Genomic DNA, 22,785 nt, shown 5'->3' on the forward strand with positions numbered 1-22,785 from the left:
TAAATGTAAGATTGCGCGGTCATCACAATGTAAATCCAGCACCACATCGGCATCACAGGCCAGGCTCAGCAAATGCTGGCGTAATGCATCCACTTCACTGAGCACCGGTAATTCATGCAGCGCCGCAATCATGGCATGGCGTATCTGTTGGCGCAGTTGCTGCGGGCTAGCCTCTGCGGCACAGGGTTTTAGCCGTGCTAGCACCGCTGACGCCAGGTCAGGAAAATGACGATTAAAATTGCGCCCGCTAACCAAATCAAAACGGCCAATGCCGGTGTTGAGCAGCACTTGAGCCAGTCCTACTGGGTTGGCGATGGGCACAATAATTATTTCACTGCGGATCTCGCCACGCCGTTCCGCCTGACTCAGTAATCTTTTAAGATAATGTAACACCAGCATGCCGGGCAGTTCATCGGCGTGCAGGCCCGCCTGGAGATAAAATTTTTCGCCTATCCCCGGCTGGCCAAAGTGGAAACTGGTTAATTGGCGCTGCCCACTGAGGGCATGTTCAGGTAACTTATGGTGATTGATTTTCATTGGACGCCCTATCTGTGGAAAAGAAAGCCCGGCTCGACCGAATTGATAAAAAAATCCTTGAAATCCTGAGCCAGGATGGCCGTATCTCTTATCAGAAGCTGTCTGAACAGGTCAATTTGACCGCCCGCCCTTGTCTGGAGCGGGTTCGGCTATTGGAACGCGCCGGTATTATTCGCGGCTACAGCGCCATTATTGAGCTGCCGGAACCCGAGCATGCCTTTGTTATTCAAGCGCAAATTGCCTTAGCTGACCACGGCCATTCGCAGTCCGCCTTTGAGCAGGAAGTGCGCAAAACTCCGGAGGTGCTGGATTGCTGGTTGGTCGGCGGCAGTTTCGATTTTCTGTTGCGTATTGGTTGTCGCAATATGGAACATTACCGCTTACTGGCGGATGCCTGGCTGACCAGCAAGAAATTCCGCATTGATAAAATCGTCACTATTACTGAGCTACAAGCCATCAAACGCGCGTAATGCGGTCAATATTAATCGTGGCGGGCAAAGGCTAACCAGCGTTTTTCCGCCCGTGAAAACAAGAAAATAAGGATAAAAGTACATAACAAATACAGTGCGGCGGCCATTAAAAAGGGAATAAAGGGCGAATAGGTCGCGGCGTAAAATGCCCTGGCCACGCCAGTGATATCCAGCAAGGTGACGGTGCTGGCCAGTGAAGTGGCATGCAGTAAAAAGACCATTTCGTTATTCAGCGCCGGAATGCCGCGGCGCAAGGTGGCGGGTAACACCAAGCGGCGAATAATTTGCCATTGGGTCATGCCAAAGGCTTCGCCCGCCACCCATTCCTGACGTGGGAAGGTGACCATCATCCCCGCCAATAACTCCGCGACATAAGCACTGGTATTGAGCACCAACGCCAGCACCGCACAGAAAGTGGCATCGCGAAATAACAGCCAGAAGGGTTGGTCGTCCTGCCAGCCCAGTTGCACAATTTCAAATTGTGACAGGCCGTAGTAAATCAGCATTAATTGCAGATAAAGCGGTGTGCTGCGAAAGAAATAGGTCACACTGCGGATAAGCCAGGCCAGTGGTCGTGGGCCGAAAGCTTGCCCGACCGCCATGATCAGCGCCAGGAGCAAACCGGGGAATACGGACAAGAGAAATAATTTGGCGGTCATCGCCAAGCCGGTGATTTCCGAACCGTCGCTGTAGAGAAAGGTCGGCACTGCGGCCAGAAAGGTGGGCAGATTCATCAGCGCGCCCTCGCCGTGGAAGTGGAAAGCGCATAGCGCCGGGCCAGTACACTAAAGCCCCAACTGGACAGCGCGGTAATGACCATATAGATAATCGCCACCAGGAAATAGAACAAGAAAGGTTTTTGGGTCGCGCGCCCGGCTTGTTCTGCCAGCCACACCATATCTTCTAACCCCAGAATAGAGACCAGCGCCGAGGCTTTCATCAATCCCAGCCAATTATTATTAATGCCGGGGATGGCAAAACTGAGCATTTGCGGCAGCATAATGCGCCGAAAAACCTGAGCTGGCCGCATGCCATAAGCAACGGCGGCTTCTAACTGGCCGCGATCCACGGTTTGAAATGCGCCACGGAAGGTTTCGGTATAATAGGCACCAAAAACAATGCCAATCGCCAACACCCCAGAAATAAAGGTATTAAACCGCACCGGCCCGACACCCAACAGGCCGAGAAAGCCGTTAACCAGCATTTCGCCGCCAAAAAACAGCAACAACATAATCACCAGCTCAGGAACCCCGCGTACCAAGGTGGTGTAGCCGGTGGCTAACCAGCGCAGCCAGCGCGGGCCGAACAGCTTGATAACCGCATTAATAAGCCCGAGGGCAAGCGCCACGGCCAGTGACAGCAGCATCACACAGAGTGATAACCCCGCCCCTTGTGCCAGTAACGGCAAATAGTCTGTTACCATTATTGGCCTCCCGATGCTGAAAAATAACCACCGGACGGTTTCGCCCCCCGCCCGGTGTGGCTAGCAACATATTCGGCTAACCCAGACGACAACACTCAGTTGCCGTAAATATCAAAGCTAAAATATTTCTTTTGAATGGCGTCATAGGTTCCGTCGGCACGGATGGCTTTAATTGCCCCATTCAGCGCATCGCGTAAAGCCGGATTGTCTTTACCGACCGCGATGCCGACATCAGAAGAAATGGTTTCGTCCTGAATTACCGGGCCAGCAAAAGCAAATTTCTGCCCACGAGGGGTATCAATAAAGCTGCTTGCCGCCTGAATGTTATCTTGCAGTGAGGCGTTAATACGCCCGGACAGCAGATCCAAATACACATTATCCTGATTGGCGTAAGAGACGATTTTCACACCCTGCCCGCCCCAGTGTTTTTTGGCATAAGCTTCATGAATAGAACCGGTTTGCACCCCGACAGTTTTCCCTTGCAAACTGGCCACCTCCGGCAGTAATGGGCTGCCTTTGCGCGCCACTAACTGTGCCGAGCTGCGGTAATAACGGTCAGTAAAATCAACCTCTTTTTTGCGCTCGTCGGTAATGCTGAGTGACGCGACAATAGCATCAAATTTACGGGCATTCAGGGCCGCAATCATGCTTTCAAATGGCTGTTTGACGAACACACATTTGGCATGCAGGTTGTCACATAAGGCATTGGCGATATCAATATCAAAGCCGGTTATCTCGCCGCTTGGGGCTAGCACGTCAAACGGCGGATAGCCCCCATCCACACCAAAGCTGATGGTGTCAATGGTTTGGGCTGCCACCGGTGTTGCCAGTATCAAACCGGTCAGTAGTGCAATTAGCGTTTTTTTCATAGTTAAGATCTCAGTGTTGGCAGGCAAGAGAAACAACAATAACAATAACAACAGCCCGGATTAAAAACGCAGCGAAAGACAGGTTAAGCCGCCATCCATTTTTTTAAATTCGCTGGTATCCAGTTGCAAAATCGGCATTCCCAGCGTTGCAAGGTGTGCCAAGGTAACAGGATAACCTTGCGGCGTAATCAGCGTATCATTGATCCATAAGGTATTACCGGCGTAAGACTCCGCTGCGGGGATAACGAGGGTATTAAAACCGGCGAAGGCCGGGTGGTGCTGATAATCGGCTGTCAGTAATAAGGTGTTGCGACCGACATAGTTAACAATGGATTTCAAGTGCAATCCGGCACTCACCTCAATGGCGGTGACCTGATAGCCATAAGGGGTGACCGCCGCCGTAAACTCACCGATGCCCGCGGCGTCGGTGCGAGACGTCAGCCCGATGAAAAACTGTTTATCGACCAACAAGACATCACCACCATCAAGATGAGCGCGTTCACTCATACGAAATACAGGGCGGTCGGTAAACAGCGGCGCGATGGTCTCCACCTCCCCTTGGCGGCTGGGGGCGCCGGGGTGGGTTATCACCGCCAGCTCCGGCATTACCACCGCCGTATCTTCCACAAAGTGGGCATCGGGGAAGGCAGGTGCTGCGGGTAAAATCGTCACTTTCAGACCCAGGCGCAGCAAGGTATCCACATAGGCTAAGAACTGACGACCGGTGGCCGCAATATCTGGCGCGCCCAGTTGCGAGGTGGTTTGACCGCTCGCGCAGGTGTCAGCAGGCAGTCTGGCAATGGCTTGAGTAAAGTGCATAGGAGATTCTCTTGATGGATAGCGGCGAAAGTAATGCTCTGATTATTAAACAGATAGGGTTACCAATCAGGTTGAATCTCTCTATTGCGGCTATACATTTGCGCTGTATCTGACGATGATTGCGACCTATTCAGCTGTGAAATGAAAAGCCGGCGCTTTCTGTCACCACCTATTTTCGCGCCATCCTATTGACACTGGTGAGGCGATTGACTCTCATTAAGCTATTAGCACTGATAAAGACATTGGCTCTGATAAAGACATTGACGCCCAGCAAGGCGGATCACCGTCGAGTGAGTGCGCCGGCTCGCGAACTTAAGGAAACTAAATGAAAAAGTTAAGCATCTTGCTCATCACTTTATTGCTGATGGCCTGTGCCAACACCGGCCATGTGGGAGTCAGCGGGGGATCGAGTGGTATTTCGAGTATCAGTATTGGTACTGGCGTTCGCCGTTAGACAGGGGTTTTCCCCCCTGCCTAATGGTGATGAGAGTTAACGGAATGGCGGCTCATTAAAGGTGCGTAATTTGCGAGAATGCAGCTGGTCGCCTTCTGCCCGCAGCAAATCTATCGCCCGAATGCCAATCTGCAAATGCTCTGAAATCGCTCCTTCATAGAAATGGTTGGCCTGCCCTGGTAGCTTGATTTCCCCGTGCAAAGGTTTATCCGAGACACACAGCAAGGTGCCATAAGGCACGCGGAAACGATAACCTTGCGCCGCGATGGTGGCACTTTCCATATCCACCGCGACCGCACGGCTTAAGCTGAAACGCAGCGCGGAAGCAGAGAAACGCAGTTCCCAGTTGCGGTCATCGGAGGTCACCACGGTGCCGGTACGCAACCGCTGTTTGACTTCAACACCCGGCATGCCACTCACCGCTTTGGTGGCGTCATATAAGGCGCGTTGCACTTCGGCGATGCTCGGAATAGGAATATCGGGTGGCAGTACCGCATCTAAAACATGGTCATCACGTAAGTAAGCATGGGCCAAGACATAATCACCAATGGCTTGGCTTTCACGCAGCCCCCCGCAGTGCCCTATCATCAACCAGGCGTGAGGCCGCAATACCGCCAGATGGTCACAAATGGTTTTGGCGTTAGATGGGCCGACCCCAATATTCACCAACGTAATGCCACAGCCACTTTCGGCGATTAAATGATATGCCGGCATCTGAAACTTTTTCCACGTCAGATCGGAAATCGTGGTTTCAGGGTCAGCATTTTCGGCCGTGATATAACTGCCCCCGGCGCAGGATAAGGCTTTATAAGGGCTGGCGGGGTCGAGGATCTGCTCACAAGCCCAACGAACAAATTCATCAACATAACGGCTGTAATTGGTGAAAAGAATATAGGGCTGAATATGTTCTACCGGTGTGCCGGTGTAATGTTTAAGCCGTGCCAGTGAGAAATCAGTACGCAGCGCATCAAAATGTGACAGGGGGAAATCTGCCGTTAAGGTGTCAACGCCATCGGTGATGGCATCGCCGATTTTCGCCAGATCGGTCGTTGGGAAGTTGTGCGCCAGCCCGGCGGTCATCGAGCGGTCAAGGATCAGGTCAGAACCATCAATCACAAAGGGATAAGGCATCTCTTGTTGTGACGGTGTCACTTCAAATGTCGCGCCGTATTCAACTTCCAGTAAGGTCAGTTGCTCGGTCAAATATTCTCTGAATAATGCGGGCCGAGTAATGGTGGTGCTGTACTGGCCGGTGCGCGAGAACCGCCCGTATGCCCGTGTGCGTTGGTTTTCACGAAATCGGCCATCCCAACTGACACTTAATTGTGGATATGAAAAGAGGCCTTTGGCTCTCTCGCCAACATCCGGCAAGACCCCCTCAGCAATATAGGCACTGATAGCATCACGTAAAGCCGCAAGGGCCGACGTATATAAGGTTTCCAGCCGGTCTATCGCCTCCTGGGCCGAAAGATGCATGTTAGCTTGTGATTGATTCAAGATATCTCCTTGCAATGCAGGTTCCAGTGACTTTGGTTAAAGCTTACCGTTTTTTCCACAAACAGCGGGGTATTTTGCCACTTATTCTGCCGTTTGGTTCTTTCTTCGTGCCGTAAAGTAGAGGCTGTCGCAGATAACACATTATTTTCTGCCTTGGGTTTCATTACACAGGTCTCTTTGGCGTGGCAAAATTATTTTTACGCAGTGGTAGTTTGGACGATGTTCTGGCGTTGGGCGAAAACGGGCAGCCGGTTTATGCGGCGGCGCTACAGATAAGAGAAGCATTACGCCTGAAACAACAGCAGCAGATTGCTGATTGCCTCGCCATTCCCCAGCTCAATGAACAAGGTGACCGTATTGACTGGTATGCACCAGTGGAAGGAAAAGTCACCTCATGGCTGGCAGCCAGCACCACTGAGCGCCTGGCCGCCATTAAGCAGTTATCCGCTTGCCTGAAAAGTAGCCGCGAGATGTGTCAGCGAGCACAACAATCAGACAACGCCGCCCAGCGCTTATTTGGTGTTTTGTTGACGAAAACCCTGCAATTTCCGGATCAAAGCTACGTTTATATCGTGGCTGGCAAGCCGGTAGTGACTTTCTGGGGCTTTGTCAGTCAGGATAAAAAATCGCGCAGCGACCCACTGGATTGTTTACGCGAAACCGCTGAAGCCATTGAGCCCACATTCACAACTTTCAATGCGGTGCCGCCGGCTGCCATTAGCGCGCCTCAAGCCGAACCCGTGCCGGTAATGCCCACGGCGGTTCCTGTTGCCAGCAGTGCTGAACCTGAGCAACCGCCGGTCGCCGCCTTGCCAACGCCGCCCTCTGCGCCAGCCAAACAAGTCCGCCGCTGGCTTAAATTCAGTGGGTTACTGCCGGTGTTAGCCGTCATTATTGCCTTAATTGTGCAATTTAGTGGTGGCATGCCGGAACAGGCCACGGCGGCGGTTGAGGTGACATCCCCGGCCACGGACGACACGGCCACGGCCGCGCAAGACACTGCCGCTGTCGCCCCTGACGTAAAAATTAGGCTGCCCGCTTTGGCACCGCAATTGCCGCTGGATAATGCCATCAGCATCACCCCGGCGCCGGTGATTAGTGCGCCGGTCGCAGCCCCTGAAGTAACCGCAACCCAGCTGAAAAATGTGCTGATATTACCTTCCGATGCGCTCAAAGTCGGTTCCACGGCCTTCCTTAATGGCCAGTGGCGCGTCAGCCCGGACATTAAAACCGCCCACACCGGAAAAGCACCCAGCTTGAAATATCAGATTAAGAATGGCAAAGGCACGGTAAAAATAACCCACGGCGATAATGTCACTTGCCGCGCGAATATTACCGCCGGAGTAATGAAGTCAGGCAATTTAGTGATTAATAGCCGCTATAAGGCGCAGTGCAGTGATGGGTCAAAATATCAAATGCCAGAGATAGTCTGTAAGCAAGGCGCTAACGGTATTGCAGAATGCAAAGGCCGTTATGATGCGAATACGACTCTTCCAATGACGATGAAGCCGGAGACTAAATAATATTATGCTGGCAACAATCACTGACTATAAACAAAAAGTTACGCTTATTCAGAATAGTGGTATCCAGTTTTTGGACTTCGCCTTAAAGCCTGAATTAGAGAGTGAACGGCCGAATAAATTTGTCCGCAAAAGTGCCAATGGCCCGCTGTTGCGATTAAATTACCATGCACACAATGATAAATATGCGCTGATGGTACCGGGCGCGGCCCCTGAGATTGTTAAACCCGAATTTAGCTTTCCGCTGGAACAATCGCTGAAGCTGCTCAATAAAATTTGGCTGCCACTGCCCGTCTTGCGGTTTACTCCCCCACGCAATTTCACCCGGGGGCCGGATAACTGGGCCAGAGTGCAAATTTTAGTGTTGGATAGCCCGGATCAAGAGGGAAATACCTTACGGATAACCGTCGCTTTTGATACCACAGTCTATCCAGAAGGCCATGAGAATGAATATTTGGCCCCTAATGTACATGATATCAATAGCGGCTCAAGTTTTGCCCTGGCCTACCACAATGAAGAGTTAGCCGAGTTTCTGGATTTAACTTGGGTGGACGGTTGGCTGCGTGAAGTTTTTATTCAGCAGGCGACTGAGCAAGAAGAACGCACCGCGCGACATATTAGTGCGTCACTGCGTGAATTTGAATACCAAGCCCACTATCTTAATTTGCTGGAATTACTGGGCAGCCAAGTCGGGCTGCCGGAAATAAAAATCAATACCCACACCTTGCAAGAACCGGCCGTCAATGTTGACCTTATTTTGGATGTCGGCAATTCACATACCTGCGGTATTTTGGTGGAAGACCATGCTGATGAAAGTAATGGCCTAAAACAAACTTATGAATTGCAGATCCGTGATTTAAGCGAACCCCATTATCTGTATAACGAATTATTTTCCAGCCGGGTTGAATTTGCGGCGGCTAAGTTCGGTAAGCAGAATTTTTCAATGGAAAGCGGCCGTGATGATGCCTTTATTTGGCCCGCCATCACCCGGGTGGGCAACGAAGCCAACCGGATGGCCCTTCACCGTCAGGGCACCGAAGGTTCTACCGGAATTTCCGGCCCGCGCCGCTATTTATGGGATGAAGAAGCTTATGCTCCCGGCTGGCGATTCAATGCAACACCTGCTGCACAGCCACATGAGCCCCTGGCAATGGCTCCGCCACTGACCTATTTAGTGAATGATGAGGGCCAACCGCTGTATGGCCTACCGGTGGATCAACGCCTGCCGGTATTTTCGCCGCATTATAGCCGCAGTTCATTGATGACATTTATGTTATCGGAGCTACTGGCTCAAGCACTGATGCAGATGAACAGTGCCGCACAGCGGTTGAAAATGACCCATGCCCATGCCCCACGGCAGTTGCGCTCGATTATTTTGACGTTGCCCTCCGCCATGCCAAAACCCGAGCGCGAAATATTCCGCAGCCGTATGAATGAAGCCATTGCGCTGGTGTGGAAAGCAATGGGATGGCATCCGGCAGATGATAATTTTGTCTCTGAGCAAGACCGTGCTAACAGTGTAGTCCCGGTGCCGAGTGTTCAAATGGAATGGGATGAGGCCACTTGTGGCCAACTGGTGTATCTGTATAACGAAACGCAGGTTAATTTCGGCGGCCGCACGGCGGCATTTTTTGCCAGTCAGGCCCGGCCAGATAAGCAGTTGAATGCCGGAGAAACAGCAGGAAAAACCTTACGGATTGCCTCAATAGATATTGGCGGCGGCACCACTGACCTGGCTATTACCCAGTATGATTTGGATGATGGCATGGGGAATAATGTCAAAATAAGCCCGCGTTTACTGTTTCGCGAAGGCTTTAAAGTCGCCGGTGACGATATATTATTGGATGTTATTCAGCTGTATATTTTGCCGGCCTTACAACAACAGTTGAAGAAAATCGCAGTGGCTCATCCTGAGACCTTGATGGATAAATTGTTCGGTAATGATGGTCGCATGGACGGGCAATCCGCACTGCGCCAGCAAGCCACATTACAGATATTTATGCCAGTAGGACGCGCGATACTTGAAGCTTATGAAAGTTTTAACCCGCTGGAAACCAATGCAGAAATAGATGCCACTTTTGGTGAGCTATTATCACCGCTTCCAACGGCGAAAGTGCTGGCGTATATCAACACCGAAATACAGCGCGAGTTGCCCGCCGATGCTGGGGTGTTCGATGTTTTGCAGGTGCCGCTGGTGCTGAAATTAAGTAAATTGCACGGCGAGTTTTTATCTAACCGGATGAGCATTACGCAAAATTTGCGTTCGCTGTCTGAGGTGGTGTCACTCTACAGTTGCGATGTGCTGTTATTAACCGGGCGGCCGTCGCGCTTCCCCGGTATTCAAGCCCTGTTTCGCCATCTGCAACCGCTGCCCAACAACCGTATTCTTTCGCTGGATGGATACCATACCAGTGATTGGTATCCGTTTAATAAACAGGGGCGGATTGATAACCCTAAATCCACTGCGGCAGTGGGGGCCATGTTGTGTTTGTTGGCCCTCGATTTGCGCTTAGCGGGTTTTTACTTTAAGGCCGGTGATTTCCAACCTTACTCGACCCTCCGTTATCTGGGCATGTTGGATAACAGTGATGTGCTAACGGAAGAGAATGTTTACTACCGCGACCTCGACCTTGATAGTGCCGATTGTTCCCTGCCGTCGGACAGCCGTTTTCAGGTAAGAGGCGCTTTGTGCCTGGGTTTCCGTCAGCTGGATAATGAGCGCTGGCCAGCGTCGCCGCTGTATAGCTTATCCATTGTTGACCCAGAACTGGCACGTAAAGTTGCCGGCGACAGCCGCTTGCATGTCCGGCTGAAACTGGCAAAAGCGCGAGATAAACACCGTGGCCCAGAAGATTTTGAGCTAGCTGATGCGGTGCTGCAAGATGGCAGCCGTATACCGTTACATCATCTGCGGCTCAAACTAAACACCTTAGGCAGCACCGGTTCAGCATCAACCCATTATTGGATTGATAGTGGGAGTGTATTTAGAAAATGAAATCATTAAGCAACCAACAGTGTCATCGCCAGCTTCAGCAGGTGGCTCAAGGTATTGAGCAAGCCATGGGGTGGATTAACACCGCGCGCCAACACGCCACGCGTTTGGATATGGAAGCCGACCAACTGCTCATCAAGTTGGGCCGCCACCGCAATCAAGCAGAAAATTTAGCGGCAGCTTCTTTAACTGCCATGAGTATTGGCTTTTTCGGCCAATCCGCCGCCGGTAAACAACATCTATTAGCGGCCCTGCTGGCCTCGCCACAAGGGCGGTTGGACATTGAAATCGGCGGGAAAACCCTCGATTTTTGGCAGCAGGTGAAACCGGGCTATCAAGCCAGCGGTTTGGTTACCCGCTTTAGCCAGTCAGCGAACAGCAACCCGGCAATATCCCAGCATGAAAGCCACCCGGTGCTGCTTTCGCTGCTCAGTGAAATGGATATCGTCAAGATAGTGGCCAGTGCTTCCCTGCCACAAAATCGCGCGCAGACAATGCAAGAAAATCAGCGCGATGAACAGCAACTTCGTGAGCAGTTACAACAACTGCGGATGCGCAAACAACCCGCCGCCATCGCCGGGGTAACCCGCGATGAGGTGATTAGCCTGTGGGATTATCTGGCGCGCCATGATGGCCCACGGCAAAAAGCCTTGGAAACTCATTTTTGGCCGGTTGCCATTGAGCTGGCTCCTTATTTAAGTATTGACGATCGTGCGGGTTTATTCTCTCTGCTGTGGGCGGAATCTCAACCGCTGACCGAGGCTTACCGCCATTTTGCTTACACTTTGCAGCATCTGGGCGGTGCGCCACAATTACTGGCCCCCCTCAGTGTGTTAGTGGACGAAATTCTGCTCCCCGCGGAGGGCATCATGAATGCGGCCACACTGGATTATCTCAACACAGCGACTGACAGTTATCTCCAGGTGTTGCCGGTACAAGGCCCGATTATTGGTGATCCAGTGACACTGTCACTGGCAGAGTTAACCTTGTTGTCAGTGGAATTACAGCTCCCGCTATGTCAGCCCGCCGCCGAGCATGGGGTTAATGCGGTTGATTTATGCTACTTCCCCGAGATGACCACGGCGCTCAATAACGCGATAAATCAGCCCACGACGGCCTATCCGCTGTCCGGTGTGCTGTCGCGGGCTAAAACGGCCTATTTGCTTGAACGCTACACCGAGAAACAACAAATCAACCTGTTATTGGTGTGTAATGCCGCGGATAAACGCGCCGAGGTGACAGCCGTCGGTAACGCACTTGATTATTGGGTTAAGCAGTCGCAAGGCGAAAATAGCCAAGTGCGTGCGGACAAAAACCCAGGGCTTATCTGGGTGGTCACGCCCTTTGATCAGCGCATAGCTGCACCGGGGGCAAAAAATCATGACGAGGCGGTGCAGCGTTATGTCGGTCATCCCGGAGACAGTTGGGGCACGATGTTGGCGCTGGACAGCCGGGGGGTGGAACGCATGCTGACCTATCTGGCACAAGAAATTCGCCGCGAGAGTAAAAACGCGCGCATTAACGAGCAACGTTGTGAGCTGCAACGCGAGCTGACAGCTAATGTATTCGCCGGTTGGTCGCCGTCTGCTATCAGTGAATCGCAACAAAAACAGCATATTGCGGAAACCTTGTTGAAAGCATTGCAAACCCGCACCGGTCTGCACGGTGAACTGCTCGAGCATTTATTGCCCTCGCGTGATGAATTGCGTGGTTTGTATTTACAGCCGCCACAGTGTCCTGCTGAATTAAAGTCGGCCCCTACCCATACCGAACCTTTCAGTATTGGTATTGATATCGATTTATTCAGCGACCAGCCTGTAACACTGGAACAGCCGACGATAACCGCCGCCGCGGTTGGGCAGGATTATGACGCGGATTATGCCGCCCTTGTGCTGCAATATTGGATTAACCACCTGCGACGACTGCCAGAAAATGGCCCACTGATCGCCTTGTTGGGCATCAATAAACCGATCCTTGAGCTGTTGGTCGCGGAGCTCATTACCGCCAGTATCCGTCTGGATATCGCCGGGCAGTTAGTCACTCTGCTGACCGATAATGAACCCGTGGGCTTGCACCGTGAAACTAAAGCTGACCGCCAGGTATCCCGCGCCCTGACCGTGTTAGGCGATTTTGTTGCCTGGCTTGGTTTCTTGCAAATCAGCGAGAGTTTGCGCCCTGATAGCCGCATTAATCGAGGTTATAAGATTTTTGCTCAGCCGCCTAAATCAACATCCCCTCTGGGGGTATCGCAGCGTTTAACCAAACTGACAGTGACGCCAACTAATAACACCGCGTTTTATATTTATGATTGGTTAGTGGGCTTAGGTGAAATGATAATTCACAATGAGGGCTATTCAGCGCGCACAGAAATCAGTGCGCCACTGCGCGAACAATTGGCTGCCATTGTCATGTTAATTAATGCAGATTAATAATTAACGTAGATTAATAATTAACGTAGATTAATAATTAACGCATAAACAACCCTGTTATAAAATACAGGGTGTTGGCTGCCCCACTCACTCCCGGTTATCTCGCGGAGTGAGCTGCTGATAATGGCCTATTAATCGCTAGAATGGTTAATCACCATACCTGTTAATCAATAGACCTGTTAACTAATAGACCTGTTAACTAGTAAACCTGTTAACGCGAATGGCTAAAGGGGATGAAAGTATTTCTCCACCAACGCATATAGGATGGCGGCGGTTTCAATATCTATATAGCCGTTGTAATTATCCGGTCTAAAGTGTAATTGCAATGCCCGCACCAACTGTTTATAACCCGACTCACTGTTGGCAAAGGTAATATCATAGCCATAGGTGCTAAAACGGGCCAGAAGTTCATCTCTTGTTGGCACCCCCTTAGCAACAAACTGTTGAGTGTATTTTTCTTTAATATCATCATCAAACCAAGCACCGACGCCCTCATCATATAAATCTTGCCAAGGGAACTCAGGGCCAGGGTCACTATTACGGGTGGGGGCTATGTCAGAATGCGCCACCACATTGACCGGGGTGATATCGGGATAACGTTGTAAAATATTAGTGGCGAGTTGTTTGACTGCGGTGATTTGCTCTGCCGGATAGGGAGGGAAATGAAAAATACCGCTATTTTCAGTCGCTAAATTGACAATTTCAATACCAATCGAGGTGTCGTTAATTCCAGTGCGCCCTGCCCAGCCACTTTCTCCAGCATGCCAGGCCCGGGCATTTTCATCCACGAGATTAAATATTTGCATGCTTTTAAATCCGGCTTGAATATAACTCTCGTCAGTAATATCTGGCACCAAATATTGAACACTGACGCTATCCCCCGTCAGCGAAGCCATTGAATCAACAAAATTCTCGGCGGTGCAATGGATGACTAAAGAATTAACGCGGAGATTAAAGCCTTCAATTGAACGATAACTATTATAATCAACTTGATACATAATAAACTCCTTTTGGCATTAACATTATTTAATATATGTCAATTATTACATCCTTATTTTCATTAACTCACATTCAATTGGTGCAGCAGAGCCAAGACAGCTTACAAGGCTCTGAGAACAATAATGCCAGGCGTATTTTTTACATAATCAATAAAGGGTAAATCAACAACGCCGCTATTATTTTTTAGTGACGAAGCATGACGAAATATCGCCCCTTTTGGGGGCATAATAAAAATACCTGCATGTGTCACATCCAACCCTTTAATATGGGTATAAATACCAATCTAATCGCCTGTTTTCAAATTATGCACAACTTGCCTATCGACAAACGCCGCTGGAATATACACGACATCCCGCGTGGTTACGCCCAGCGTTGGGATGAATTCAGAACCATTCTCTCTTTGATTCAAGTGCTTAGTAACAGCAACACTGTGTGGGCTTATTTCTGCGGTAACATCGCGCGCATTTAATGGATATCTCTGCGACCAATCAGTGAAAAAATGTTTTCTATTTTTATAACTTATATCACTGTTAATATAACGCGTGTTAATAAGCTGTTTAACAAAGTTATTCGTCTCAGTAGACTTACTCAGTGCATTAACATAGTCAAGATAAGTGAAACAATCCAGTCCGTTTAGATTTATAACCAATTTTTCGGACTGAGTTGAGGAGCCAATTAACATATTGGCTTTATAAGGCGTTCCTAAAAAGTCCGCTGATACATTATTGATGATATTACCAAGATGGCCACTATTGGCGGCATCTTTCTGGGAATCAATAATGTGCGTAATATATTTTGCAGTGTCATTATCAATATCGATATTTTTATGCCGGTTACTGTCCGCCCCACACCCGGCGCCGATGGCGATGACGACCAAAGATACAGATAACAGTTTATGCATAAGTTCCTTCTGCCGCTTCTCAGTATGACGTCAAGCGCCCACTATGTTAGAAATTTATTTCTAGGACAATTATTTCGATGGCAATAAATAAAATTAGTGAATCAGGCGGCGAACATCAGCCCCAGATAAACCCATGCCAGTCAAATTGCCATCAGGAAATATTGTTGTTTTTCAATTAATTAAGCTTGACTTACTTGTAAGTAACTCAGTGATAAATGCATTTTTTTGTGATCCATAGTGGATTTTTATCTTCTTATTGTTTCAATCTCTTGTGCCCGCTGGCGATTCGTGTTTATCTTTTAAAGCTTATTACACTGATAGATGAGATACCCGGTGAACAACTCCACTGCCCATTTTGCCCGACTAAACGAACTGCTAAATACTGCATCTGTTGATGCAGTGGTGGTCGTGCTCGTGGTGGTGGTGGTCGGCAGCGCGCCGTAACGGGTAACGAATCCAGCAAGATTCCCAAACCCCGCCGGCGCCAGCCGAGCGGGGTTTCTTTTTGCCCCACTCTGTTAGTCACCGGCCCTGATAAAGGATATAACCATGCGTTATACAGGCGCCCAATTAATAGTTCGTTTGTTAGAGCAGCAAGGCATTACCACGGTTGCCGGTATCCCCGGCGGTGCGGCGCTCCCGCTGTATGATGCGCTGGGGCAAAGTCGCATTATTCGCCATGTATTGGCGCGACATGAACAAGGTGCGGGTTTTATGGCGCAGGGCATGGCCAGAGCGAGCGGGCAAACTGCAGTTTGTCTGGCCTCCAGCGGCCCGGGGGCCACCAATTTGGTGACGGCCATTGCGGATGCCAAACTTGACTCAATTCCACTGGTTTGTATTACCGGCCAGGTGTCATCATCCATGATTGGCACGGATGCTTTTCAAGAGGTTGATACCTATGGCATATCAATCCCCATCACTAAGCATAATTATCTGGTGCGCGACATCAGCGAACTCACACAGGTGATCCCGGCCGCATTTCGGATTGCGCAATCAGGCCGTCCCGGCCCGGTGTGGATTGATATTCCCAAAGATGTGCAGACGGCGGTCATTGAACTTGATAGCCTGCCTGAGCCGGGCGTTGCCGATGCCCCCTGCCCGATTGATCCCGTTGCTATCGCGCAAGCCGCCCAAATGATTAATGGTGCGGCGCGTCCGGTACTGTATTTGGGCGGTGGCATCGTCAGCTCTGATGCCCATCAGCAAGCGATACAATTAGCGGAGCAAGCCGCTTTACCGACCACCATGACATTAATGGCGCTCGGCACTATGCCGGTTGACCACCCATTATCATTAGGGATGTTAGGGATGCATGCGGCGCGCTCGACCAATTTAATTATGCAACAAGCGGATTTATTGATAGTGCTCGGTGCCCGATTTGATGATCGTGCCATCGGCAAAGCCGAGCAGTTTTGCCCTGATGCCAGCATTATTCATATTGATATTGACCCCGCAGAGCTGGGTAAGATCCGCCGGCCACATTTGGCGATGAATGCGGATATTAAACAGGTATTAACCCATTTATTGCCATTGATTGATGCGCAACCCCGCAGCGAATGGCGAGCGACCGTCAGTGATATGCAACGCGAATTCCCCTTCAATCAGCCCAACAGCGGTGATCCACTGTGCCACTATGGTTTGATTCGTGCCGCCGCCGCCGCGCTGGATGACGACACCATTATTACCACTGATGTCGGCCAGCATCAGATGTGGGTGGCACAGGCCTATCCGTTGCACCGTCCGCGCCAATGGTTAACCTCCGGCGGCTTAGGTACGATGGGCTTTGGTCTGCCTGCCGCCATTGGTGCCGCATTGGCTAAACCCGAGGCTAAAGTGGTGTGTTTTTCCGGGGACGGCAGCTTGATGATGAATATCCAAGAGATGGCGACGGCGGCACAAGAGCAACTGAACGTTAAAATTATTTTGATGAATAACCAATCATTAGGCCTGGTACATCAGCAACAAGACCTGTTTTTTGGCAAGCGCATTTTTGCCGCTGATTATCCTTATCGCACCAATTTTATTCATATTGCCGAAGGCTTTGGCTTCTCAACTTGTGACCTCAATACCGCCAGCGACCCCTATGCGGCCTTGCATGAGGCATTACATCGCCCAGGCCCGGTACTGATTCATGCGCTGATTGATGTGGATGAAAAAGTGTATCCAATGGTGCCACCAGGTGCGGCAAATATTGATATGATTGGAGGTGAATAACATGAAAAATCAACAGATTACCACGCAAAAAACAACAGCTCAGGTAACGCTATTGCTCCGGGTTCGCAACCACGCCGGTGTCATGTCTCACATCTGCGGTTTATTTGCCCGGCGCGCATTCAACGTAGAAGGGATTTTATGTCTGCCCTTGGCGGGCGGTGAAGAAAGCCGCATTTGGTTGCAGGTCTTGGATGATCAACGCCTGTTACAGATGATAAGCCAGTTGGAGAAATTAGAAGACGTGTTGCAGGTGCAACGCTTTGGCCCAGAAATGCCTATTTTTGACCAGGTTGAAGATTTAATCGCCAACCAGCGGTGATATTTCCAGCGCAATAAAACCTTGAATTAGCCACTGGTATTACCGGTGGCGATATCAATAGTACACCACAGCAAAGCCCCATGAGGGTGCTACTGATTATTTCAGTGCTAGCCGTCTCTATTACTGAATACAGAATTAATAACGCAGCATAAAATCCACAGCACACCCTGTAATAAGCCTTAAAACGCCACATATTACATTACACTGCGCCAATATTAATTACATTTGAAAATACACTGGCGTAATATTTCGCACGTGTTGCTAAATAAAGTGCTCAATTCCCGCATAAGCTTGATGACTATCTCCCCCGACAATTATTCGCCTGAGTGAGAGGGCTCTGCCCTAGGGCAGACAACGTATTTGCTACAAAATAAGCCGGTATAATATGAACACTCAAATCAAATATGCTCTGGCCATGGCCATCATTGCGTTATCCAGCGCCAATATTGCCCGTGCGGCGGATCCACAAATCCCCTGGGCTGATAATAGTGGTACAACTGAAAGCACTCATATCGCCGCTGTAGGGCAAGACTTAAATGCACGACATCAGGCGGTGACCAAAACACCCGAAGGGGTTTGGGCCGCCAATAGCGGCAGTATTAGCCAGGATGAGCAAGCACTTCAGAGCAAGAAATCCGCTGTTGTCGGCACCCCATCACTGATGCCACATCAGGGGTAACAAGGTTATTTTCTTGTGCAAGCGGCATTGTTTTATAGACATTTTTTATACACATAATCCTATTTTTATACACCTGGTGCTATGACCATAAATAGACTATTAAGGCAATAAAAAGGCCGTTAGCGATAATATCTCGTTAACGGCCTTTTTAAAGACAACATAATGTGGTTATGCCAGCAATAATTTTTGTAATTCCGCCAGAGAACTGACTTGATAGCGCGGGGTAATATTATTGTCTGCTTGCGCCCCATGAGTATTTAACCAACAGGTATCAATCCCGGCATTGATGCCACCCTGAATATCCGAATGGAGGTTATCACCCACCATTAAAATATTTTCTTTCGCCGGGTTATTCATTAAATTGAACGCATATTCGAATATAGCAACATCGGGCTTAGCTGCCCCCACTTGCTCAGAAATAATCAGCGGAGAAAAAACATTTTTTAATCCGGTACGTTCCAGGCGAATAGTTTGCAATGCCGTAAAACCATTAGTAATAATGCCCATATTAACTTTACCGCTCAAGGCATCAAGTAACTCCTGCGCCCCAGGTAATAATGAACAAATATCCGCCATGGCGGTTAAAAATTCCGCGTTCAGGCGCGTTGCTGCAACACCCAACTTTTCAGCCCACATTGCGAAACGGGTATTTTGTAATTCAGCGGCCGATATTTTTCCGTCTTGATATTCGACCCATAGCGGCTGATTAACCAATTGATAATGTTCGAAATCTTGTATGGAGAAATCTACATTAAAGCGCGAGAACATCAGTTTTAACCCTTGATAAGCATCAAAGTGAAATAGCGTCTCATCCGCATCAAACAGTATCCATTGGTATTTCATTACACTTGTCTCTCTGACGTTATTAGGCGCGCTATGGTAGCGAGTATTGTGGCGCGGCTCAATACATCTGTCCCCTCAGGCTTAAAGTGATAAACACGCTGACTGCCACTTTTCTTATTCAGGCTCTATATTTAGTGCCGATTAGAGCAGCAGTGCCGCTGAAATATCGCGGTTTATCATCAAGGTTGCTTCACCGGTGATGAGCGGTAATTCAAACGCGGCTAAGACTTTTCGGTTAATTTCAATCAAGGCGTCATCAAGTTTAACTTCCATATCTGAGGCAATATCCATTAATTTCTCCCGCTCCCACGTATCACGGGAAATGAGCAACTTCAAGAATGTGGCAACACTGTCAGTCAAATTAGCCGTGATAGCGGTCATCGATTGTGGATTAATTTCACTCGGTTCCGCTGGCGGAATAGTCTCAGAGATAAACAGATTCTCGAGTAATTTTACCAATTCCTGACTTTCTTTTTTCAGCAGATTAACGCGGTCGGTATCAGTAATAGTTTCAGTGTTCGACGATGGCAAGCTCAAGGTCATCGGCGTCGCCCGACTATCAAGATCGGCATAAACCCCTTTACTGTCCAAAGAAAAACGTTGATATACCCGCTCAAGAAACTTCACTTCTGGTGGTGTTATTGTTCCCTCAACTTGCATTAAATGGGCCAGGAAGCGGGCAATAATGCGGCGATTCTCCAATGACAGCGGTTCGAGATTATTCTTTAGCGCCAACAACGTATTCGTTTTGCGAATGCCCGGCTGGAGATAGGCTTTTAATCGCATACGTTGGCCCGGACTCAGAAAACCCCAGGCATCAATATGTCGGGTCAATATCATGGATTCAGGTTCACCGATACGCCCATCAATCGTCACCGCAGCACAAGCAAGTTCCACCGCCAGCATAGTCACGCGATATATATCAAATGTCTCTAATTCAGCAACCAGCGATTCAATAGGAAAAAGCGCCACGGTATCTTGCAGCACAGGCGTGCGGTTATCTGCCCGAACATCAGGTTCAATGCCAATTTGCAACGCCGCCAATGCATAGGTCAAGGCCATCACATGGCTGCGAGACAAACGTTCTAACGGTTTGGTGCCGCAGGCGGCGCTAAGTTGTTGAAACAGCTCAGCCAAGGTGACCATCAGCAAACCATAACCCACACGAGCTTTGATGCTCTCGAGTTCAGTTTTTAATGCATCAGACCATAATATCATTGGCATTAATAACTGCCCTTCCAACGACATTTTCTTTTTAGGATGGATGCTGGCAAAACGGTTATAAATATCAAGATCTTGCTGGCAGGCTTCAAACAGCGCTCGCAGCTTATCGCGGTGCGTTTTACACACGGCAACATTGGGCAGGTCGGCTATCTGCTGGAAAAACTCTTGTCCCATCAAGCCTTCAGATGCTGGGCGATAAAATATTTGTAATTTAGTTTTATTCACCGGTAACAGAAAACCTTCGCCATACTGCTCTTGATAACGTTGCTGGAACAGTGTGGAAAAAGCATCCGCGCAATGCACCATCGAAATATGTTGGTTGATTTCTGGCGAGGCTTCGCCCCAAGCCTGTGCCCATTCCGCCGGTAACGGTTTCTGGTCAAGTGCCAATTGCCCTAACCCAACCAGTAACGCCAGGGGCAGTTCGGTAGAGGCTTCGCGCACCAGGGGCGGTGGAGAAAGATAAAGTTTCTCATCTATATTCACTCTGGAGATATAAACGAGTAAGTTCTGTGCGTAATGATTAAAAGTATTATCTTTACCGTATATATTTAGCAGGCGGGTAATTTCAGCTTCAATAATAGGGAGTTCTTTTTTTGCCACCGGATCTATTGCGGCATCAATCAGCACTCGGTGTTCTAAACCATAAAAGAATAAAAAAACATAACCAATATTTGCAGTTGGCGACTTACGCCCATCGGATAACCACTGTAAATATCCCCTCCTCGCCTCTGGTGAGCAAGTTGAGTAATCCGGCGAATTATCAATCAAAGGTAATGAAATATCTATTTCTTCTGTCGCAACATCCATCGATGGATTAATAAACGCCGGCTCGGCACCAGTACGGTTGCTTTTGTATTTATTACCGACGTAAATCATGCCATCGGGCAGAGTTATTCCCGCCACCACGGCCAATTCACCGGGGCGAAGCCAGGAGGCACGGGCTAACGAACCGCGCGAGATGTCCAGTCGTTGGGATTTTAGTTTTTTTTCTTCTTCAACGACGGTATTTGTATCCGATTCATCCGATGTGGTCGGCAGCTCTGGTTCTAAGGGCAATGACGCAATATCATAATCCCCCAGATCCGGTATCGTCGCCGTCTTTGGCCCATCCGGGTTGATAGGTGTGCGAGTTCGGAACTTGGCATCTTTGAGATTTCGCCAAACAAAAAACAGGCATATGATAGCGGCGCTCAGTGCAATCCATGCCTCTCTTGGGATACCGGTAAATAGCCCTAAAGCCACTATCAGTAGGACAACCCAGCCGGTACCGGTAGATTTTGTCTTAGCCACGATGGTTTATATGCCCCTATCTTAAAATAGTAATTTTTATTCTGCCTTTAATGGCAATTTTTAATAAATAATGCTTTTTTCACCTAACTGTTACATAAATAAAACACGGCAAAAAAAAGCACAGAGGTCCTGTAAATTAGACTTAAGTGCAATTTATAGGTTAATAATAAGTCAGTGTTTTATTTTAAATACTAGCGATCTGGCGATGCCACGAATCCAAGCATGCAATATATTGATTATGCCAGTTGATTATGCATTCAGCTAGCAAAGACTCAGCATCCACTGGATAAATTCCGCGGCTCTCGGTTTGTCCAACGTTCGCTTAGGATAAATTAAATAATAAGGTTTAGTCACGGGCAGTTGGTGTTTAGATAATTGAATTAACCGCCCATCCGCTAATTCTTTTTTAATCAACTGTTGCTGCCCCAGCAAAATGCCATTACCCGCCAGTGCGGCATCAATAGCCATTGACGTTAAGTTGTAGATAGGGCCACGATTAGGTGTGCATTGCAGCCACTTCGCAGACAACAACCACTCATGCCAATCAGGTAAAAACTGCCCTTCTTTACCCCAATCGACCTGAATCATGGGGTAATTAATCTGCTTTTTACCCTCAGACCAAGGGCGGGTTAATAACTCAGGGCTGGCCACCGGAAACACCCAATCTTGAAATAACCGCACTTTCTCTTGTTGAGGATAATGCTCATCACCAAAGGCCAAATAAAAATCAGCCGCAGTACGATTGAAATCCACGGGTGCATGAGTAGCATGAATCCGAATGTCGGTATCGGGATATTGGGTCAGCCATTGTTTCAGATTTGGATTAAGCCAGCGGCTGGCCAGCGCGGGTAACGCGAAGATATTCAGGGATAACTCACCTTTATCGCGCGCCATGCTTTGTTGTGCCATACGTAATGTTTCAAATGCTTGTTGCACATAAGCCAGATAAGCGCTGCCTTGTGGTGTCAGTTCAACGCCTGATGTTGACCGGGTGAACAGTTGAATGGCCAAATGCTGCTCTAATTGGCGAATTTGCTGACTAATCGCGGCGGGGGTCAGTGATAATTGCACCGCCGCGCTGGCCAAACTGCCGGTCTTGGCGGCCGTTTCAAAGGCTAAAATAGCGGTCAATTTAGGCAAGCGAACGGCTTTCAGACTTTTCATTATTCGCGACCTTCTATTGATGAGGGAGTGATAAAAGACCTATGACAGGTTATGCCGCTGTCGATAGCCAAATTTAACCTATCAGTAACCTTTTGTTGTTATCACGGTTACAACTAATCCTATACAGTTAGGTATA

19 protein-coding genes and 1 pseudogene are annotated in these 22,785 nt (G+C 49.1%); 9 read left to right on the plus strand and 11 right to left on the minus strand.

The genetic code is table 11. From position 1 onward, the window contains the following. Positions 1-537: M14 family zinc carboxypeptidase (locus YROHD0001_RS17030; protein WP_004712835.1), on the minus strand; the 537-nt coding region annotated here is incomplete at its 3' end. Positions 538-551: 14 nt separating this feature from the next. Here YROHD0001_RS17030 and YROHD0001_RS17025 point away from each other — a divergent pair. Then, entirely contained in the window at positions 552-1,007 is a 456-nt protein-coding gene (locus tag YROHD0001_RS17025; RefSeq protein WP_004712836.1) for an Lrp/AsnC family transcriptional regulator, read from the plus strand. A gap of 11 nt (positions 1,008-1,018) precedes the next feature. On the opposite strand, the gene YROHD0001_RS17020 is transcribed toward YROHD0001_RS17025, so the two are convergent. From YROHD0001_RS17020 to YROHD0001_RS17010, 4 genes are all read right to left on the minus strand, one after another. Further along, complete coding sequence (locus YROHD0001_RS17020) at positions 1,019-1,741, minus strand: ABC transporter permease (RefSeq protein ID WP_004712837.1); 723 nt, start codon at positions 1,739-1,741, stop codon at positions 1,019-1,021. After that, positions 1,741-2,430: an ABC transporter permease gene (locus YROHD0001_RS0117035; protein ID WP_032815829.1), complete on the minus strand. Its 690-nt coding sequence runs from the start codon at positions 2,428-2,430 to the stop codon at positions 1,741-1,743. Before YROHD0001_RS0117035 ends, YROHD0001_RS17020 begins: the two co-directional genes overlap by 1 nt. A 95-nt stretch (positions 2,431-2,525) precedes the next feature. After that, on the minus strand, positions 2,526-3,299 hold the full coding sequence (locus YROHD0001_RS17015; RefSeq protein ID WP_004712838.1) for an ABC transporter substrate-binding protein: 774 nt from the start codon (positions 3,297-3,299) through the stop codon (positions 2,526-2,528). Positions 3,300-3,359: 60 nt separating this feature from the next. Next, a complete protein-coding gene (locus YROHD0001_RS17010) occupies positions 3,360-4,118 on the minus strand; it encodes a dimethylarginine dimethylaminohydrolase family protein (protein ID WP_004712840.1) in 759 nt (252 codons plus the stop codon). Between the two features lie 325 nt (positions 4,119-4,443). Here YROHD0001_RS17010 and YROHD0001_RS20805 point away from each other — a divergent pair, with 325 nt between their 5' ends. Continuing rightward, positions 4,444-4,572, plus strand: coding sequence for a hypothetical protein (locus tag YROHD0001_RS20805; RefSeq protein ID WP_004712841.1), 129 nt, complete (start codon positions 4,444-4,446; stop codon positions 4,570-4,572). Positions 4,573-4,608: 36 nt separating this feature from the next. On the opposite strand, the gene YROHD0001_RS17005 is transcribed toward YROHD0001_RS20805, so the two are convergent. Next, on the minus strand, positions 4,609-6,069 hold the full coding sequence (locus tag YROHD0001_RS17005; protein WP_071817859.1) for an AMP nucleosidase: 1,461 nt from the start codon (positions 6,067-6,069) through the stop codon (positions 4,609-4,611). Positions 6,070-6,251: 182 nt separating this feature from the next. Here YROHD0001_RS17005 and YROHD0001_RS17000 point away from each other — a divergent pair, with 182 nt between their 5' ends. Genes YROHD0001_RS17000 through YROHD0001_RS16990 form a run of 3 tightly spaced genes read left to right on the plus strand, consistent with a single transcriptional unit; the run spans position 6,252 to position 13,010 of the window. Further along, complete coding sequence (locus YROHD0001_RS17000; RefSeq protein WP_004712844.1) at positions 6,252-7,592, plus strand: SrfA family protein; 1,341 nt, start codon at positions 6,252-6,254, stop codon at positions 7,590-7,592. Between the two features lie 4 nt (positions 7,593-7,596). After that, positions 7,597-10,584, plus strand: a complete 2,988-nt coding sequence (locus YROHD0001_RS16995; RefSeq protein ID WP_004712845.1) for a virulence factor SrfB — start codon at positions 7,597-7,599, stop codon at positions 10,582-10,584. Then, positions 10,581-13,010 carry a virulence factor SrfC family protein gene (locus YROHD0001_RS16990; protein WP_032815831.1) on the plus strand — a complete coding sequence of 810 codons (2,430 nt, stop codon included), beginning with the start codon at positions 10,581-10,583 and terminating at the stop codon, positions 13,008-13,010. Before YROHD0001_RS16995 ends, YROHD0001_RS16990 begins: the two co-directional genes overlap by 4 nt. 224 nt (positions 13,011-13,234) lie before the next feature. On the opposite strand, the gene YROHD0001_RS16985 is transcribed toward YROHD0001_RS16990, so the two are convergent. Both YROHD0001_RS16985 and YROHD0001_RS19225 read right to left on the minus strand, forming a co-directional pair. Further along, entirely contained in the window at positions 13,235-14,008 is a 774-nt protein-coding gene (locus tag YROHD0001_RS16985) for an N-acetylmuramoyl-L-alanine amidase (protein ID WP_004712849.1), read from the minus strand. Between the two features lie 101 nt (positions 14,009-14,109). After that, a pseudogene (locus YROHD0001_RS19225) lies at positions 14,110-14,910 on the minus strand (DUF1460 domain-containing protein). A 321-nt stretch (positions 14,911-15,231) separates the two neighbouring features. Between YROHD0001_RS19225 and ivbL the strand changes: the two are divergent. The 4 genes from ivbL (at position 15,232) to YROHD0001_RS16965 (ending at position 18,125) form a co-directional block, all read left to right on the plus strand. Next, complete coding sequence (gene ivbL, locus YROHD0001_RS16980) at positions 15,232-15,354, plus strand: ilvB operon leader peptide IvbL (RefSeq protein WP_004712853.1); 123 nt, start codon at positions 15,232-15,234, stop codon at positions 15,352-15,354. A 105-nt stretch (positions 15,355-15,459) separates the two neighbouring features. After that, entirely contained in the window at positions 15,460-17,127 is a 1,668-nt protein-coding gene (gene ilvB / locus YROHD0001_RS16975) for an acetolactate synthase large subunit (protein WP_032815833.1), read from the plus strand. Position 17,128: 1 nt separating this feature from the next. Then, positions 17,129-17,446, plus strand: a complete 318-nt coding sequence (gene ilvN, locus YROHD0001_RS16970; protein ID WP_004712855.1) for an acetolactate synthase small subunit — start codon at positions 17,129-17,131, stop codon at positions 17,444-17,446. A gap of 415 nt (positions 17,447-17,861) precedes the next feature. Further along, positions 17,862-18,125, plus strand: coding sequence for a hypothetical protein (locus YROHD0001_RS16965; protein WP_390620190.1), 264 nt, complete (start codon positions 17,862-17,864; stop codon positions 18,123-18,125). Positions 18,126-18,293: 168 nt separating this feature from the next. Here YROHD0001_RS16965 and yjjG read toward each other — a convergent pair whose 3' ends face one another. The 3 genes from yjjG to YROHD0001_RS16950 all read right to left on the minus strand — a co-directional run bounded on the left by yjjG (position 18,294) and on the right by YROHD0001_RS16950 (position 22,649). Next, on the minus strand, positions 18,294-18,968 hold the full coding sequence (gene yjjG / locus YROHD0001_RS16960; protein WP_004712858.1) for a pyrimidine 5'-nucleotidase: 675 nt from the start codon (positions 18,966-18,968) through the stop codon (positions 18,294-18,296). Between the two features lie 141 nt (positions 18,969-19,109). Continuing rightward, positions 19,110-21,485 carry a tellurite resistance TerB family protein gene (locus YROHD0001_RS16955; RefSeq protein ID WP_004712859.1) on the minus strand — a complete coding sequence of 792 codons (2,376 nt, stop codon included), beginning with the start codon at positions 21,483-21,485 and terminating at the stop codon, positions 19,110-19,112. A gap of 261 nt (positions 21,486-21,746) precedes the next feature. Next, positions 21,747-22,649, minus strand: a complete 903-nt coding sequence (locus tag YROHD0001_RS16950; protein ID WP_004712860.1) for a LysR substrate-binding domain-containing protein — start codon at positions 22,647-22,649, stop codon at positions 21,747-21,749. Positions 22,650-22,785 lie beyond the last annotated feature (136 nt).

The sequence above is a fragment of the Yersinia rohdei ATCC 43380 genome, from assembly GCF_000173775.1.
GTDB lineage: Bacteria > Pseudomonadota > Gammaproteobacteria > Enterobacterales > Enterobacteriaceae > Yersinia > Yersinia rohdei.

Bases quoted from the DNA above. Each gene is read 5' to 3' on its own strand.
- ilvB (WP_032815833.1), top strand. From the start codon at position 15,460: ATGCGTTATACAGGCGCCCAATTAATAGTTCGTTTGTTAGAGCAGCAA.
- YROHD0001_RS17020 (WP_004712837.1), bottom strand. From the start codon at position 1,741: ATGAATCTGCCCACCTTTCTGGCCGCAGTGCCGACCTTTCTCTACAGC.
- YROHD0001_RS16995 (WP_004712845.1), top strand. From the start codon at position 7,597: ATGCTGGCAACAATCACTGACTATAAACAAAAAGTTACGCTTATTCAG.
- yjjG (WP_004712858.1), bottom strand. From the start codon at position 18,968: ATGAAATACCAATGGATACTGTTTGATGCGGATGAGACGCTATTTCAC.
- YROHD0001_RS16985 (WP_004712849.1), bottom strand. From the start codon at position 14,008: ATGTATCAAGTTGATTATAATAGTTATCGTTCAATTGAAGGCTTTAAT.
- YROHD0001_RS16990 (WP_032815831.1), top strand. From the start codon at position 10,581: ATGAAATCATTAAGCAACCAACAGTGTCATCGCCAGCTTCAGCAGGTG.
- YROHD0001_RS0117035 (WP_032815829.1), bottom strand. From the start codon at position 2,430: ATGGTAACAGACTATTTGCCGTTACTGGCACAAGGGGCGGGGTTATCA.
- ivbL (WP_004712853.1), top strand. From the start codon at position 15,232: ATGAGATACCCGGTGAACAACTCCACTGCCCATTTTGCCCGACTAAAC.
- ilvN (WP_004712855.1), top strand. From the start codon at position 17,129: ATGAAAAATCAACAGATTACCACGCAAAAAACAACAGCTCAGGTAACG.
- YROHD0001_RS20805 (WP_004712841.1), top strand. From the start codon at position 4,444: ATGAAAAAGTTAAGCATCTTGCTCATCACTTTATTGCTGATGGCCTGT.
- YROHD0001_RS17010 (WP_004712840.1), bottom strand. From the start codon at position 4,118: ATGCACTTTACTCAAGCCATTGCCAGACTGCCTGCTGACACCTGCGCG.
- YROHD0001_RS16950 (WP_004712860.1), bottom strand. From the start codon at position 22,649: ATGAAAAGTCTGAAAGCCGTTCGCTTGCCTAAATTGACCGCTATTTTA.
- YROHD0001_RS16965 (WP_390620190.1), top strand. From the start codon at position 17,862: ATGGCCATCATTGCGTTATCCAGCGCCAATATTGCCCGTGCGGCGGAT.
- YROHD0001_RS17015 (WP_004712838.1), bottom strand. From the start codon at position 3,299: ATGAAAAAAACGCTAATTGCACTACTGACCGGTTTGATACTGGCAACA.